The 15,243-nt window shown below is 32.3% G+C and carries 13 protein-coding genes and 1 tRNA gene; 10 read left to right on the top strand and 4 right to left on the bottom strand.

Annotated features, from left to right (window positions below; all coding sequences use genetic code 11):
• Positions 1 to 75 precede the first annotated feature (75 nt).
• The 3 genes from rnr to BLV91_RS01220 are packed head-to-tail and all read left to right on the top strand — an operon-like array spanning position 76 to position 3,652.
• On the top strand, positions 76 to 2,265 hold the full coding sequence (gene rnr, locus BLV91_RS01230) for a ribonuclease R (RefSeq protein ID WP_091428712.1): 2,190 nt from the start codon (positions 76 to 78) through the stop codon (positions 2,263 to 2,265).
• Between the two features lie 5 nt (positions 2,266 to 2,270).
• Positions 2,271 to 2,939, top strand: coding sequence for a head GIN domain-containing protein (locus tag BLV91_RS01225; protein ID WP_091428709.1), 669 nt, complete (start codon positions 2,271 to 2,273; stop codon positions 2,937 to 2,939).
• Positions 2,940 to 2,968: 29 nt separating this feature from the next.
• The gene (locus BLV91_RS01220) at positions 2,969 to 3,652 is read left to right on the top strand and encodes a LysE family translocator (protein ID WP_091428707.1); all 684 of its coding nucleotides are present in this window, start codon (positions 2,969 to 2,971) and stop codon (positions 3,650 to 3,652) included.
• A gap of 392 nt (positions 3,653 to 4,044) precedes the next feature.
• Here the strand turns inward: BLV91_RS01220 and BLV91_RS16945 are convergent.
• Both BLV91_RS16945 and folB read right to left on the bottom strand, forming a co-directional pair.
• A tRNA-Cys gene (locus BLV91_RS16945) sits at positions 4,045 to 4,115 on the bottom strand.
• Between the two features lie 105 nt (positions 4,116 to 4,220).
• Complete coding sequence (gene folB / locus BLV91_RS01215; RefSeq protein ID WP_091428704.1) at positions 4,221 to 4,580, bottom strand: dihydroneopterin aldolase; 360 nt, start codon at positions 4,578 to 4,580, stop codon at positions 4,221 to 4,223.
• Positions 4,581 to 4,726: 146 nt separating this feature from the next.
• On the opposite strand from folB, the gene BLV91_RS01210 reads away from it, so the two are divergent.
• From BLV91_RS01210 to BLV91_RS01195, 4 genes are all read left to right on the top strand, one after another.
• Complete coding sequence (locus tag BLV91_RS01210) at positions 4,727 to 6,829, top strand: glutamine--tRNA ligase/YqeY domain fusion protein (RefSeq protein WP_091428702.1); 2,103 nt, start codon at positions 4,727 to 4,729, stop codon at positions 6,827 to 6,829.
• Between the two features lie 306 nt (positions 6,830 to 7,135).
• On the top strand, positions 7,136 to 7,465 hold the full coding sequence (locus tag BLV91_RS01205) for a YtxH domain-containing protein (RefSeq protein WP_091428700.1): 330 nt from the start codon (positions 7,136 to 7,138) through the stop codon (positions 7,463 to 7,465).
• Between the two features lie 31 nt (positions 7,466 to 7,496).
• Entirely contained in the window at positions 7,497 to 7,847 is a 351-nt protein-coding gene (locus tag BLV91_RS01200; protein WP_091428699.1) for a phage holin family protein, read from the top strand.
• A 3-nt stretch (positions 7,848 to 7,850) separates the two neighbouring features.
• The gene (locus tag BLV91_RS01195; protein ID WP_091428696.1) at positions 7,851 to 8,102 is read left to right on the top strand and encodes a DUF6327 family protein; all 252 of its coding nucleotides are present in this window, start codon (positions 7,851 to 7,853) and stop codon (positions 8,100 to 8,102) included.
• A 16-nt stretch (positions 8,103 to 8,118) separates the two neighbouring features.
• On the opposite strand, the gene BLV91_RS01190 is transcribed toward BLV91_RS01195, so the two are convergent.
• Positions 8,119 to 9,096 (bottom strand): SPFH domain-containing protein, encoded by a 978-nt coding sequence (locus BLV91_RS01190; RefSeq protein WP_091428694.1) that lies wholly within the window; start codon positions 9,094 to 9,096, stop codon positions 8,119 to 8,121.
• A 76-nt stretch (positions 9,097 to 9,172) separates the two neighbouring features.
• Here BLV91_RS01190 and BLV91_RS01185 point away from each other — a divergent pair, with 76 nt between their 5' ends.
• Complete coding sequence (locus BLV91_RS01185) at positions 9,173 to 9,814, top strand: outer membrane beta-barrel protein (RefSeq protein ID WP_091428692.1); 642 nt, start codon at positions 9,173 to 9,175, stop codon at positions 9,812 to 9,814.
• Positions 9,815 to 9,853: 39 nt separating this feature from the next.
• Here BLV91_RS01185 and gltX read toward each other — a convergent pair whose 3' ends face one another.
• On the bottom strand, positions 9,854 to 11,359 hold the full coding sequence (gene gltX, locus BLV91_RS01180; protein WP_091429109.1) for a glutamate--tRNA ligase: 1,506 nt from the start codon (positions 11,357 to 11,359) through the stop codon (positions 9,854 to 9,856).
• Positions 11,360 to 11,512: 153 nt separating this feature from the next.
• Here gltX and BLV91_RS01175 point away from each other — a divergent pair, with 153 nt between their 5' ends.
• Entirely contained in the window at positions 11,513 to 14,812 is a 3,300-nt protein-coding gene (locus BLV91_RS01175) for a hypothetical protein (RefSeq protein ID WP_175513925.1), read from the top strand.
• Positions 14,809 to 15,228 (top strand): rRNA maturation RNase YbeY, encoded by a 420-nt coding sequence (gene ybeY / locus BLV91_RS01170; RefSeq protein WP_091428690.1) that lies wholly within the window; start codon positions 14,809 to 14,811, stop codon positions 15,226 to 15,228. Before BLV91_RS01175 ends, ybeY begins: the two co-directional genes overlap by 4 nt.
• Positions 15,229 to 15,243 lie beyond the last annotated feature (15 nt).

Genomic DNA, 15,243 nt, shown 5'->3' with positions numbered 1-15,243 from the left:
TTTTCTTTAAAACTCGGCTCTATTATACGATAACTGTCAACTATTTTGTAATTTTCGGCTTTTAAGAAAAGATTTATGAGTAAAAGAATTAGAAAGCCGATAAAGAAAGAGAAAGATTTCTCTGAACAAATTATAAAAATATTATCGCAAAGTGCTAATAAAGCATTCAATTATAAACAAATAGGAGCAAAGCTAGAGTTAGACGATACCCAAAGTAGAAATCAAATAATTAAGGATTTGAAAATACTTGCAGGCCAGAACAAGATTATTGAATCTGAACCAGGTAAATATTTAATAAAAGCCGAAAGCAAAGAATATTACGAAGGAAAAATAGACATGACCGGCCGTAAAACAGCTTATTTTGTTTGTGCTGAACTAGAAGAAGATGTATTTATTCCTACGAATAATTTAAATCATGCACTAGATAAAGATATCGTAAAAGTATATGTTTACAACAAAAGAAAAGGTAAAAAGCCTGAGGGTGAGGTTATTGAAGTTTTAGAACGAAGTAAAACTGATTTTGTTGGAGTAATTGATATTCAAAAGAACTTCTCTTTTGTGTCAACAGCCAATCCAAAAATGTACACTGATATTTTTATTCCAAAAGATAAAATAGGCGAAGCAGAACAAGGAGATGTGGTCTTAGTACATATCGAAGATTGGCCTACTAGAGCCGATAGTCCTTTTGGAAAAGTGATTAAAGTTTTAGGGAAACCAGGAGAACACGATACTGAGATTCACGCCATTTTAGCTGAATACGGTTTGCCGTCTGAATTTCCTATTGAAGTGGAAACCTATGCTCAAAAGATAGATACTACGATAACAGAAGCCGAAATTGCGAAGCGTCGTGATATGCGTGATACGTTGACGTTTACAATAGATCCAAAGGATGCGAAAGATTTTGATGATGCTTTATCCTTTAAAAAATTAGAAAATGGTAATTACGAAATTGGTATTCATATTGCCGATGTTTCGTATTATCTTGAAGAAGGAACAATCCTGGATGATGAAGCGTATCAACGTGCGACATCTGTTTATTTAGTAGATAGGGTAGTACCTATGTTGCCTGAGGTTTTATCTAATTTTGCTTGTTCACTGCGTCCACAAGAGGAAAAATATACATTCTCGGCTGTTTTTGAAATAGATGACAAATGCAAAGTGATTAGCGAATGGTTTGGTCGAACAGTAATTTATTCAGATCAACGTTTTGCTTATGAAGAAGCGCAGTACATCATAGAAACGAAAGACGATACTATTCCGGAAGAAATTTCGATTACAGGTAGTTCGTATCAAGTTTCGCCAGAAATTGTCTCAGCAACGCTTAAATTAGATGAATTAGCTAAGATTTTCAGAAGAAAAAGAATGAACGATGGTGCCATTTCATTTGATAAAGTAGAGGTAAAATTCAACTTAAGTGAAGAGGGAGAACCAGAAGGTGTTTATTTTAAAGTTTCTAAGGATGCCAATCATTTGATTGAGGAATTCATGCTTTTGGCTAATAAAAAAGTAGCTGAATTTATTGGAAAACAAAAGAAAACATTCATTTATAGAATCCATGATGAACCAAATGAAGATAAGCTTTTTGCGATGCAAGCAGTGATCGCTAAATTTGGACATAAAATTGATTTCAAACAAGGTTCTATTTCTCAAGCTTTGAACAAATTAATGGAAGATGTGAATGGTAAAAAAGAGCAAAATTTAATTGATACTTTAGCTATTCGTACCATGAGTAAAGCTAAATATTCAACTGATAATATTGGTCATTACGGATTAGCTTTCGATTATTATTCTCATTTTACTTCACCAATTCGTCGTTATCCTGACGTTATGGTACACCGTTTGCTACAGTTTTATTTAGATGGAGCAAAATCTGCTGATGAAGAATTATATGAAACAAAGTGTTTGCATTGTTCTACTATGGAAGGTTTAGCGACAAATGCCGAAAGGGATTCCATCAAATACATGCAGGTTAAATACATGCAAGATCATCAAGATCAGGAGTTTTTAGGTGTAATTTCAGGAGTTACCGAATGGGGAATTTATGTTGAAATTATCGAAAACAAATGTGAAGGAATGGTTCGTATTCGTGATATAAAAGACGATTACTATACATTCGATGAAAAACAATATGCATTGGTTGGAGCAACTTCCAATCAATTATTACAATTAGGTGACGAAATCTTCGTTAAAGTTAAAAATGCCGATTTAGTTAAAAAACAATTGGATTTTAATTTTATAAGAAGAATCGAAGAACCTTTAAAATAAAAAAAATGAAAAAAGTATTGATTTTAGTATTTGCTTTAGCTGCTCAGGCAACTTTTGCACAAGTAACCAAAAATTTAGGTGACTTTAATGAAGTGAAAGTTTTTGACAAACTGAACGTAAAGCTAATCCCAGCGTCAGAAAATAAGGTAGTTATTACAGGAAACAGGGAGAGTGAAGTGGAAGTGGTAAACAATAATGGCGAATTGAAATTAAGAATGCCTTTTCCAAAATTGTTGTCTGGGGATGATATTTCTATCAAATTATACTTTACAAATATTGAAGCTATCTCAGCAAGTGAAGGATCTTATGTTTCTAGTGAGTCTGTTTTCAAGCAAACTATTATGGATTTAAATGCTAGGGAAGGAGCAGAGATAAATGTAAAATTAGACACACAAAAAGTAAATGTTAAGGCAGTTACTGGAGGAATTATCGCTTTATCTGGAGAAGCTGTTAACCAAGATGTAACAATTATGTCAGGTGGAGTTTTGAAATCAAGGGAATTAAGTACCTCTCAAACCTCAATAAACGTTTCTGCGGGCGGAAATGCTGAAATCAATGCTAGTACATTGGTAGATGCAAAAGTAAAAGCAGGAGGCTCTGTTTACATCTATGGTAAGCCAAGACAAATTAATAAAGAGACTCTCTTTGGTGGAAAAATTGTAGAGAAGGAATAATTATATATATTTATTGAAAATCAATTTTAATGATAAACGATATTTTATCTGGTATTCCTTGGGGAATTTTCTTAAGTTTTATGATTGGTCCTGTTTTTTTTATTCTACTTGAAACTAGTATAATAAAAGGTTTTAGAGCTGCTATTGTTTTTGATTTAGGTGTTATTTTAGGAGACATTGTTTTCATTGGAATAGCCTATTTGGGGAGTTATAGATTAATTCAAAGTTTAAAAGATAAACCAGCCCTCTTTATTTTTGGTGGAATATTAATGCTGGCTTATGGAGTAATTTCCTTTATAAGTTTAAGAAAAGAAAAAAAGATAAACACTAAAGAAATAGATAACGAGATCATTAGAAAAAACTATCTCAGCTTATTCATTAAAGGATTTTTCTTAAATATTATCAACATAGGAGTTTTAGGATTTTGGTTGGCAATTATCATTTCAATTGGTCCAAAAATGGAGATGGAGGCCTCTAGAATGATGACCTTTTTTAGTGCGGTAATTATCACCTATTTGTTTGTAGATTGTATTAAGATTTTATTAGCAAAGCAATTAAAATCAAAAATGACACCTACTAATATTCTTAAAATCAAAAAAGGAATCAGTGTTGTACTAATGGTTTTTGGGTTGGTTTTAATAACTCAAGGATGGTTTCCAGAAGAAAAAGAAATGGTAAAGAAAGCATTTCAAAATATAGAAAAACAAAATTAAATTTGTTTTATAGATTGTTTTAAACCGCTCAATTTGAGCGGTTTTTTTATGTTTAAAAATGAATTTAAATTTAATCATTAAGGGATTAAAAAAAATTATGCTCTCTAAATCTAGTTTAATGGTTTAAATTTTTGCGATTCTCTGTGACTCTCTGTGATCCATCTCTAAAAATTAGACATAAAAAAAACCTGCAAATTGCTTTGAAGTTTTTAACCCATCGTTTGGATTCGAACCTAATCTTTAATTAATTTTTATAAAAAATTAAACAAAAAAAAAGCCTCCAAGTTTCCTTGCAGGTTTTAACCCATCGTTTGGATTCGAACCTATGCTTTATTTAATTTTTCTTAAAAATTAGACATAAAAAAACCTTCAAATTACTTTGAAGGTTTTTGAGGCATCGTGCGGATTCGAACCGCAGTAGGAGCTTTTGCAGAGCCCAGCCTAGCCACTCGGCCACGACGCCATTGTTGAATGGATGGCAAAAGTACTTAAAAAGTTTAGAGTTTAAAAGCTTAAGTTTATAAAATTTCAAAAAAAGATTATCTCTTGTCAAACAGCAACTGTTCGTTTAACTTCTATACTCTTCCAATTCTACGGTAACCGCTTCAACATCACCACCTATAGGAGGGTTTAACTTAGAAACTGCCAAAAGAATTCTTGATACTTCAGGAATTTCACTAAATACCCTAGTGATTATTCTTTGGGCTACATGTTCCAATAAATGGGAGCGAATATCCATTTCTTCGACAACAATGGCGTTTAAAAGTACATAATCTACTGTATCTTCTAAATTATCTGAGACACATGATTTTCTTAAATCTGTCTTTATTTCTAAGTCAACTGAATAGTCAGAACCTATTTTTCCTTCCTCTATAAGACAACCGTGGTAAGAATAAGTGCGTATATTTTTTAATTTTATAGTTCCCATTTTAGTGTATTTGTTAATGTGGTTGTTTGTTTATTCGATAAAAGTACGAATAATTTCTTTTTTTGGTTACCAATACAAAAGAAACAACTTACCGATTAATCGTTTGCACGACATTTTTGATAACTTTGCTTTTTTAATACAACAACATGTCTACAGAAGAAAAATCATTACATTTTATAGAGCAAATAATAGAGGAAAATTTAGCTAGCGGTTTTCCACAGGATCAATTGCGCTTTCGTTTTCCTCCAGAACCTAATGGGTATTTACACATTGGCCATGCCAAATCAATTTGTTTAAATTTTGGTTTGGGATTAAAATATAATGCGCCAGTTAATTTACGTTTTGACGATACAAATCCAGCCAAAGAAGAGCAGGAATATGTAGATGCAATCAAGGAAGATTTACTATGGTTAGGTTTTAATTGGTCGGAAGAATTATATTCTTCTGATTATTTTCAGCAGTTATATGACTGGGCGATTGCCATGATAAAAAATGGAAAAGCTTATGTAGACAGTCAATCTTCTGAGGATATGGCTACTCAAAAAGGAACTCCAACTCAGCCAGGTGTTGACGGTCCGTATAGAAACCGTTCAATTGAGGAGAACTTGACTTTATTTGAAGGAATGAAAAATGGTGATTTTCCGGAAGGAACTCATGTTTTGCGCGCTAAAATTGATATGAAATCAACTAATATGTTGATGCGTGATCCATTGATGTATCGTATTTTACATCGTCATCACCACAGAACTGGTAATCAATGGAATATTTATCCTATGTATGATTATGCTCATGGTGAAAGCGATTATATAGAGCAGATTTCGCATTCTATTTGTACTCTTGAATTTGTGATGCATCGCGAGTTATACAATTGGTTTTTAGACCAAATTTATGATGAGAACAAGGTAAGACCACATCAATATGAATTTGCACGTTTGAACTTGAATTACACCGTAATGAGCAAGAGAAAACTATTGCAATTAGTTCAAGAAAATATTGTTAATGGTTGGGATGATCCTAGAATGCCTACTATTTCAGGATTGAGACGACGCGGATATACGCCAAATTCTATTCGGAAGTTTTGTGATATTATTGGTGTAGCAAAACGTGAAAACGTAATTGATGTTTCGCTGTTGGAATTTTGCTTGCGCGAAGATTTGAATAAAACGGCTCCTAGAGTAATGGCTGTTTTAGATCCAATTAAGGTGGTTATTACAAATTATCCAGCGGATAAAGTAGAATGGTTAGAAGCTGAAAACAATCAAGAAGATGAAAGTGCAGGTTTTAGAGAAGTTCCTTTTTCAGCTGAATTGTATATAGAAAGAGAAGATTTTTTAGAAGTTGCGCCACCTAAATTTTTTAGATTGAGCATTGGAAACGAGGTTCGACTTAAAAATGGATATATTATCAAGGGAGAAAGTGTAATAAAAGACGCTGAAGGAAACATTACAGAAATCCATGTTACTTATGATGAAGATAGCCGAAGTGGGAGTGGGAGTGAAGCTTCTCAAAGAAAAGTTGCTGGTACATTACATTGGGTTTCATTGAAACATGCTGTTGAGGCAGAGGTTCGTATGTATGACCGTTTGTTCACTGATGAGGCGCCAGATAGTCATAAAGGAAAGAATTTCCTTGAATTTATGAATTCAAATTCTCTTGAAATCATAAAAGGATTTGTAGAACCTAGTTTGGTAACTGCAGATGCTGGTGATAAATTTCAATTTCAACGTTTGGGTTATTTTAATGTTGATAAAGACAGTAAAGAAGGCAAAATAGTATTTAATAAAACGGTTGGCTTGAAGGATGCATGGGAAGAAAAAGGTAAGAAAGAGGCTAATTTATTGATGAATACCCAAAAGGAAATTAATAAATATGTGAAAGAGAAGGATGCAGACAATGCTAATTTGTTATTAAAAAGCATAGTTGACAACATTATAAGTATTGATAATTTCAGTTTGATCAATCAAACGGTAGTCAAGAATGTAAAAAATGACAACAACTCTTTGTTGTTTGCTAATTTAATTTTGGCAAATTCTAATAAAGTTCAGACAAAGGACATTGAATTGGAAGTATTGACAAAACTGTATTCAATGTCATTAAAAAGTCAATTGGCTGCGGTTCGTATTTTAGCGATTCAAAATTTAGAAAACGACAGTAGTAATTTCGAAGAATTTAAAACACAGCTTTCTGAATTAAAAAGTAAAGAAAAGAATGAAAATGTTTTAAGTTTATTAAACGATTTAAATATTTAATACTTTTTTAGAGTATAGATTTTAACAATATTAAAAACGCCTTTTAAAGGCGTTTTTTTATTATTGTATAATTCTATTGGATTTATATTTTATATAATATTTATCAATTAAAAATGGCTTTTATACAGTGTTTTTAAAGCGTTTTTTGATTTTTTTCTTTATCTAGTATAGCTATTGAGTATTTATGGCTATAATTGGCTTTGTTTTAAGTTTTGCTCTTGTTTAAATTCACTTTAACTGCTTATTAACAAGATGGTGTTAATAATTTTTGTATTTTTAAAGTATTAATCACTAAAATCAAATAACATGTCAAATAATGCGGGGAATACGTTAATAGCTCTAATTGGTGGAATAGCAATAGGTGCAGGAATAGGAATTTTATTTGCACCAGAGAAAGGTGAAAAAACTAGAGGAAAATTAAAGGATGGTTATAAAGAGACCAAAAAAGATTTGAAAGTTAAATATGAGGGTTTAACATCTGAAATGAAACAAAAATTATCAACTGCCAAGGTAGATTTAGAAGAAACTTATGGAGAGATACTTTCTGATATGAGTCATAAAACAGAAGACGTAATTTCTTTTCTTGAAATAAAATTGGCTGAATTAAAAGAGCAAAATGCCAGGCTTCAAAAATAAAAGAAATAGAATATTAAAAAAAAATTAAAATATGGCTTTTGAGGATTTAAAAGAAAATTCAGAGAATATTCAGGAACATGTCACCAAATACATAGAAAGTAATCTTGAGTATTATAAATTACGTAGTTTCAAGATGGCGATGAAATCGACCACAGCTTTTTTAAAATTTTCATTAATTTTATTAGGTATTGCTATGGTTTTATTCTTTGGTTCATTTGCTTTAGCTTTTGCTATTGGAAATTATTTTGATAGCTACCCATTAGGATTTTTAATTGTAGGAGGAATTTATCTTTTTTTTACAATACTTTTATTTTTTATAAAAGATAAAATGGTTGAAGGACCGCTTTTAGAAAAATTCTCAGGAATATTTTTTAACGATTAAACTATGAGAACAAAAAAGTATTCGTCATACGCTCAAATTGATAGGGAACTGGAGATCTTAAAGATTGAGAAGGAATTAAGCCTTCAAAAACTTCATTTTGAGTTACAAAATGTAAAAGAAAATTTAGAGCCAAAAAACTTAGTAAGAGGTGTTATAGGGTCTTATATGCCTACTATTCTTGGACCATATGGAAAGATTATAGGTTTAGCATTACCATTTTTAAAAAAGTTTATATTTAAAAAAAGAGGCCGTTAAGCCTCTTTTTTTTTCATTATATTTCTTCTTCAGAATCTTCTTCGTTAGCAGGTTCAATTTCTTTTGCTTCTTTCTTAGCTTGTTTCCTACTTGTTTTTTTCATCATTTCTCCCACTTGGTTTGATGCACTAAAAGAAGCAACCATATTATTTAGCATTTCGCTTCCAGCCTGTGGTGAATTAGGTAATAAAATTAGATTAGAATTAGTGTCGGCGCCAATAGCTTGCAAAGTATCATAATGTTGTGTAACTACAATAAGGGCAGAGGCCTCCTGTGAGTTAATTCCAACTCTATTCAATACATCCACACTTTCTACTAATCCTCTTGCAATCTCTCTTCTTTGATCAGCAATACCTTGTCCTTGTAGACGTTTACTTTCCGCTTCTGCTTTTGCTTTTGCAACAATTCTAATTCTTGATGCTTCTGCTTCAAATTCAGCAACTGTTTTTTCTCTGTCAGCTGCATTAATTCTATTCATTGCATTTTTAACCTGAATGTCTGGATCAATATCAGTAACTAATGTATTGATGATGGTATAACCATAAGTTGTCATTGCCTCATTCAATTCGCTTTTTACCGCGATAGCGATATCATCTTTTCTTTCAAAAACATCATCCAATTTTAACTTTGGAACTTCTGCACGTACAACATCAAAAACGTAAGAGGTAATTTGATCGTGTGCGTATTCTAGTTTGTAAAATGCATCGTAAACTGTATCTTTTACAACCATAAATTGTACAGAAACTTTAAGTTTCACAAATACGTTGTCCTTTGTTTTGGTTTCGATAATGACATCCAGTTGTTGGATTTTTAAGTTTACGCGTCCTGCAACTCTGTCAATTAAAGGGATTTTTAGGTGTAATCCAGATTGTCTCACACTGTGAAACTTACCAAATCGCTCTATTATTACAGAGGTTTGTTGCCTAACAGTAAAAAAGGAGGATAGTAGAATAAAGAATCCTAAGACAAGAATAATAATAAATGCAATGTTCATAGTTATATAATTTAGTTTAAAAATTAGTGTTAAATTACAAAAAAACTTTAGGTTTGTGTTAGATTAATATTATTTTATGAAAAAGCTATACATAAGTTTGATTTTACTTTTGATCTCATTAACAGTAAACGCGCAGTATGGTTATAGAGATTCAAATAGAATAGGAATTAATGTTGGTGTAAACCAGCTTAGCTTGAATACTAATAACTTTCAAACCAAACCGGAGTTAGGGTGGAATGCAGGGCTATCAATAAGAGGCAACTTTTACAATATGTGGGATATGGTTTACGGTATCCAGTTTAGTGAGAACAATTTTTCTGTAGATACAAAAAGCAAGTTTTTAGCAAATGAGGATGTAAGTTTAAAATTAGCATCGGCACAAATTTCATTACAATTAAGTTATGTACTGATTGAAAATGGATTGAGTGTTGAGTTTGGGCCAATTGTTCAGGTTGCTGGAAAGTTCAAATCTGCTTATGATAAAGAGAACAATACTATTTCAGGAACAACATTGATAGTTAAGGATATTCAAGACATTTCAAAATTTAATTTCTATCCATCGGTAGGTTTGACTGCCGGGGTAAAACATTTTCGTTTTAATATTTCATATCAATATGGAATCAATAATATGCTTGAAAATTTAAATACTAAAAATCTAGGTTATGATTTTAAAGGAAATCCAGCTATTCTAAATGGTAATATTATTGTTTATTTATAAAAAAGAAAAAGTCCCGAGATTATCGGGACTTTTTCTTTTTTATAAACTAGCTATTGCTTTTTGTATTCTTGTGATTGTTTCTTGTTTTCCTATTACTTCAACAATATCAAATAGGTGAGGACCTTTAAGGGCGCCAACTAAACTCAAACGAAATGGTTGCATTACTTTACCCATTCCAATTTCGTTTTTCGTCATCCAATCTTTTACAATTGTTTCTATATTCATAGACGTGAAATCTGTGATTTCTTCAAGAACCGAAATCAATTCTTGCATTAATGCAGGTGTTTCAGGTTTCCAGTTTTTTCTTACTTTTTCATCATATTCCATAGGAGCCACAAAAAAGAAATCACTCAAATCCCAAAATTCTGAAACAAAATTAGCTCGCTCTTTAATTAAAGAAACCACTTTTGTCACAACATTTTCATCAACAGTAAAACCTTTTTCAACCAAAATAGGAGTGAAGGCTTTCGCCAAAGAGGCATCTTCTTGTTTGATCAAATACTGGTGATTGAACCATTTGTTTTTTTCTGGGTCAAATTTTGCTCCAGCTTTATGAACTCTACTCAAGTCAAAAGCTCCTACTAATTCTTCTAAACTATATAATTCTTTGTCTGTTCCGTCATTCCAGCCCAATAAGGCTAGAAAGTTAACAACAGCTTCAGGAAAGAATCCTTTCTCTCTATAACCAGATGAAACTCCTTCTTCCGTTTTCCATTCTAGTGGAAATACAGGAAAACCTAATTTGTCTCCGTCACGTTTTGATAGTTTTCCGTTTCCAACAGGTTTTAAAATCAATGGCAGATGTGCAAATTCTGGTGTGTCCCAACCAAATGCTCTATATAATAAAACGTGTAAAGGCATTGATGGCAACCATTCTTCTCCACGAATAACATGTGATGTTTCCATTAAATGGTCATCAACAATATTCGCTAAATGATATGTTGGCATACCATCGCTCTTAAACAAAACTTTATCGTCTAAAAGATTCGTGTCAAACTTTACTTCACCACGGATAATGTCTTGCAAATGCAAAGTTTCGTTTACAGGAGTTTTAAAACGAATTACATAATGTTCCCCATTAGCAATACGTTTAGCTGTTTCTTCTGCAGAAATGACTAAAGAAGTATCTAGTTTTTCTCTGTTTGTATGATTGTATATGAATGTTTTTCCTTGTTCTTCTTCAGATTTTCTAAAAGCATCTAAAGCTTCTGCGGTATCAAAAGCATAATACGCCCAATCAGAATTTATCAATTGTTCAGCATATCCTTTGTATAAATGTTTTCTTTCGCTTTGACGGTAAGGACCGAATTTTTCATTCTTTCCAATGGTTTCATCAGGAGTAATTCCTAGCCATTCTAGCGCTTCCATGATGTATGCTTCCGCTCCAGGAACATAGCGATTTTGGTCGGTATCTTCAATTCTTAGATAGAAAGTACCGCCATTTTTTTTGGCAAACAAATAATTGAATAATGCGGTACGAACACCACCGATATGTAAAGGTCCTGTAGGACTTGGTGCAAAACGCACTCGAACTTGCTTCGACATTTTTATAAATTTTGGTTCAAAGATACAAATCCAACACCAAAACGGATTGATTGAAAAGAGGTTAATTTTCAATTGATTAAATTCCAGTTCTTTTAACTTTTCTTTATTCATATAAATTGTTACATTTATTGGTTATATAAAGCCATATAAATCGTGGAAGCAGCAAATATTATCTATCTTAAGTTAGAAGCTTTTATTAAAAAGTTTTACGTTAATGAATTGATTCGAGGAATAGTATTCTTTATCGGTTTGGGATTATTGTATTTTCTATTTACCCTTTTTATAGAGTATTTTCTTTGGCTGAAACCAATGGGACGAACAGTGTTATTTTGGACTTTTGTCGCAGTAGAGACTTTTCTGCTTTTTCGTTTTATTCTTTTTCCGATATTTAAATTGTTTAAGTTTCAAAAAGGTATCGATTATGATCAGGCTTCGGTAATTATAGGAAAGCACTTTGGCGATGTCAATGACACACTAACTAATTTTCTACAGCTTTCTAATTCTAATAATAAAGAAGATAATTCAGAATTGTTAATTGCTTCTATAGATCAAAAAGCAAATGCATTGCAGCCAATTCCTTTTAGTAATGCTGTCGATTTTAAGTCTAACCAAAAATATTTGCCATTAGCTTTGGCTCCAATTTTATTTTTTGCTGGGTTTTATTTGACAGGAAATAACCAGATGATTTCTCAGAGTTTAAATAGGGTAGTGCATTACAATGATAATTTTTTGGCTCCAGCGCCTTTTGAATTTTTAGTGTTGAATAAAAATTTGCAAACGGAGCAAAACAAGGATTTCGTACTTAAGCTCAAAACAGTTGGTAAAGTAGTTCCTGAAAATGTAATGATATTCATTGATGATGAAAGTTATTTTTTAGAGAATACTGCTGTAGGAGAGTTTCAGTTTAAAATTGCAAAGCCTAGTAGTGACGTTTCTTTTTACGTCAAAGGAAATTCAGTTTCTTCTAGAGATTATCAATTAAAAGTAGTTCAAGTTCCTTCTATTTCTAATTTTAAAATGGAATTAAACTTTCCTTCTTATTTAAATAGAAAGTCGGAATCTATAAATGGAACAGGGAATGCAGTTATTCCAGAAGGAACCCGAGTGACATGGAAAATAGATACTGATGCTACTCAAAAGGTGGAATGGATGACCGAAAAAGTGAGTTTTCCTTTTGCGAAAGCAGAAAATGTCTTTGCATTATCCAAAAATGTCTTTCAAAATACAGATTATCAAATTGTTACTTCAAATACTAAGGTTCATAACTATGAAAAGTTGAATTATCAGCTTTCAGTGGTTAAAGATCAGTACCCTTCTATAGAGGTAAAACATGCTCCAGATAGTTTGAAGGTGGCTAAGAACTATATTTTAGGACAATTATCAGATGATTATGGAATTTCTAAATTGCAGGTTGTTTATTATCCAAGGAACAAACGGGAAGCTGCTAAACGGGGAACAATAGCGGTAAAGTCTTCCATTTTTCAGCAATTCGTATTTGCTTTTCCTAGTACGCTTCCGGTAGAGCAGGGAATTTCTTATGAGTATTACTTTGAGGTTTTTGATAATGATGCTATTCATAAATACAAGAGCACAAGGTCTTCCGTTTTCTCTGATCGAATTGCAACCGATCAAGAAAAACAAGATGAAGTATTTCAACAGCAAAATGAGAATATTAATAGCTTAGAAAAGTCTATTAAAGCACAAGACAAACAAATTAATAATATAGAAAAACTTCAAAAATCAGGTAAGGAGAAAGATCAATTTGAATTTAAAGAGCAACAAAATGTCAAAGATTTTCTTCAACATCAAAAGAAGCAAGATGAGATGATGAAGGAATTCACAGATAAGATGAAGAAAAATTTAGATGAATTTAAGTCGGATTCAAAGGATGAGTTTAAAGATGATTTAAAGAAAAGATTAGAGAATGCCAATAAAGATTTAGAAAAAAATCAGAAGCTGCTGGATGAATTAAAGGAATTGAATGACAAGATTAAGAATGAAGAGCTACTGAACAAATTAGATAAATTCAAACAAAATAGTAAAAACCAAATCAAGAATTTGGCGCAATTGGTTGAACTAACTAAAAAGTATTATGTGGAGAAAAAAGCAGAACAATTAGCTGATAAATTGGATAAACTTGGAGATAAACAAAATAAATTATCGGAAAGTGACAAAGAGAATTCATTGGATAAGCAAAAGGTAATTACTACCGATTTTGATAAATTGAAAGAAGAGTTAAGAGCATTGGAAAAGGAAAATATGGAATTGAAGTCTCCTATGGATCTTCCAAAAGATGCGGCGGCGGAAAAAAGTATTACTGATGATTTGAAAAAAGCTTCAGAAGAACTGCAGCAGGAAAATAAAAAGGATGCTAAGTCTAAGCAAAAGTCGGCGGCAAAGAAAATTAAATCCATGGCGCAAAAAATGGGGGAGAGTTTGGCTGGAAGTGAAAAGGAACAAATGGAGGAAGATGTTAAAATGTTGCGTCAAATTTTGGATAATCTTTTGGCTTTTTCTTTGACACAAGAAGATGTTATGTCACAATTTAGAGATCTAAGAAGAGGTTCGCCAGCTTTCAATAAGAACATACGTTTTCAGCAAGATTTAAAACAACAATTTAAACATGTTGATGATAGTTTGTTTGCGCTTTCGCTGCGTAACCCAAAGATAGCAGAAGACATTACTAAAGAGATAGGGAGTGTACAGTACAATATTGATAAATCTCTTGAAAGCCTTTCTGATGCGCAGATTCCAAAAGGGATTTCGCATCAACAATATGTTATTGCTGGAGCAAATAAATTAGGGGATTTCCTAAGCGAATTGTTAAGTAATATGCAAAATTCCTTATCAACTATGGGTTCAGGAAAACCAAAACCAGGAAGTGGTGAAGGAATGCAATTGCCGGATATTATTAATAAGCAGGAAGGTCTAGGAGAGAAGATAAAGGAAGGAATGAAGAGTGGGCAGAAGCCAGGAGATGGGGAAAATGGTCAAAACGGTGAAGGAAGTAAAAGCGGAAAAGGAGATTCGCAAGGCGGTGATGAAGACAATGCACAAGCAATAATGGAAATCTATAAGGAGCAAAAACAACTTCGAGAAGCTCTCGAAAATGAATTAAAGAAACAGGGAATGGATGGAAGCGGAGGTAATGCTTTAGAACAGATGAAGCAATTGGAAAAGCAATTATTGAATAAGGGTTTTAAAAGCGAAACGCTTCAAAAGATCTTGAATATTAAACAAGAACTATTGAAACTAAAGACTGCTTTGCAACAGCAAGGAGAGGAAAATAAGAGGCAATCAGAATCGAATAAAAAAGAGTTTGACAATCAATCTAAAGCACTGCCAGACGCTTTGTTATATTATTTGAATAGCATTGAGATATTAAACAGACAATCATTACCTTTGCGCTCCAATTTTAACCTGAAGGTTCAAGAATATTTTAATAAAAAATGATTAATTTTAATTACGAAAGTGACTTTAACTTAGATAACGAAGAAGCGATTGCCGCTTGGATATCTGCAGTTATTGTATCCGAAAACAAGAATGAAGGGGAGATAAACTATATCTTCTGTGATGACGAATATCTACACAAAATCAATCTTGAATATTTGAACCACGATAATCTGACTGATATTATCAGTTTTGATTATACTGTAGGGAACGAAATCAATGGAGATATATTCATCTCTGTAGAACGTGTTCAAGATAATGCTAATGATTTTGAAGTTTCTTTTGAGACCGAGTTAAAGCGTGTAATAGCACATGGCGTTTTACATTATTGTGGCTACAAGGATAAGGGAGAGGAAGACGAGCGCGTAATGCGTTTGAAGGAAGATGAGAAGTTGGCCATGTTCCACGTGGAACAGTAAACGACAATTTTATTT

It is taken from the genome of Flavobacterium degerlachei (assembly GCF_900106645.1).
In the GTDB taxonomy this organism is placed as follows: Bacteria; Bacteroidota; Bacteroidia; order Flavobacteriales; family Flavobacteriaceae; genus Flavobacterium; species Flavobacterium degerlachei.
Note: the sequence above shows the minus strand (reverse complement) of the source record. Positions and strands in the feature narration are given on the sequence as shown.